The organism is Candidatus Chloroploca sp. Khr17, assembly GCF_004138165.1.
GTDB lineage: Bacteria > Chloroflexota > Chloroflexia > Chloroflexales > Chloroflexaceae > Chloroploca.
This window is the reverse complement of the sequence record NZ_RYFF01000165.1, coordinates 1-1,077: the sequence shown is the minus strand read 5'-3', so window position 1 is coordinate 1,077 and position 1,077 is coordinate 1. Positions and strand designations below refer to the sequence as shown.

Here is a 1,077-nt window from a genome sequence, read left to right as displayed (position 1 = left end):
CACCACCCGCACGCGCATCCGTGCCTGCGTGATCGTGACCGGCTGCACGCCCGAGAGTGTCGCGCCCGCCGCGGTGATCCAGCAGCAGCAGGACGCCGGGGCACCGCTGCCCGACATCATCGTGATGGATGGCGCCGCCGGCTGGGGCAAGACGCGCGCCGAGGTCCACACCCGCAGTGACGGCCAGACCAGCCTCGTTGCGCCCATTCCACAGGGTGGCGGGAGCGACCCCGCCCGCTTCAGCGTCGCCGATTTTCAGGTCGATTTCGCCCGCATGACCTGCACCTGTCCGGGCGGCAAGGCCAGCACCACCGCGTACGCGTCTGGCAATGCCGATGGCATCCACTTCCGGTTTCGGGCGTCCGACTGCGCGGGCTGTGCGAAGCACGGGCAGTGTCGCGACCCCAAGGCCAAACCCGACAGCCATCGCACCGTCTTCATCTCGGACGATCACCATCACATGCGCGAGGCCCGGCGCGTCAACCAAAGTGACGAAGGCAAAGCCTTGCTGCACGACCGCTGGCGCGTGGAACCGACCATCGCCTGGCTCACGCGCTACCAGGGCTGTCGCCGGGCCCGCTGCATCGGGTTGGCCGCGGCGCAGTTTGAACTCTTCCAGGCCTGCGCGGTCCGCAACCTGCTCAGTTGGCTCCACCGGCAAGGGCGGAGGGCCGCCGCCTGAGCGAGCCCACGCGGCCCCCGCGTCGTTCCCACACCCCGCACCACGGCGCACGCCCCACGTGCGGCGTGAGCGCCTGCCCAGCACACGTCACCCACGGGCACATATGCGGTCTGGAGTGGGCATGGATGACCAGATTCTGGGCACCTGCGGGCGCCTGGCCCCGCATCCTGCCCGAACGAGCGCGGCCACCCCCTGTTGGCGACCGCGTGTGGCCCGTGCTCGGCAGATGGCAACCCCTATTCTGCACCACTCTCCTTCAAAGCGGGGCTTTTTTTGTGTCACTTATGTTTGCGTACTTCGCCGTGGAGTTCTTAACGGGTTTCAAACCCCTTCAAGAGACTGGTGCAGAATACCGGCAACTTTTCGGGGTGCGAAGGATCACCACGGTGAGGGCT

Annotated in this window: 1 protein-coding gene; it reads left to right on the top strand. The window is 67.5% G+C overall.

Annotation, left to right across the window (positions count from 1 at the left end):
- Nucleotides 1–682: transposase (locus EKD05_RS25555; RefSeq protein WP_165361006.1), on the top strand; the 682-nt coding region annotated here is incomplete at its 5' end.
- Nucleotides 683–1,077 lie beyond the last annotated feature (395 nt).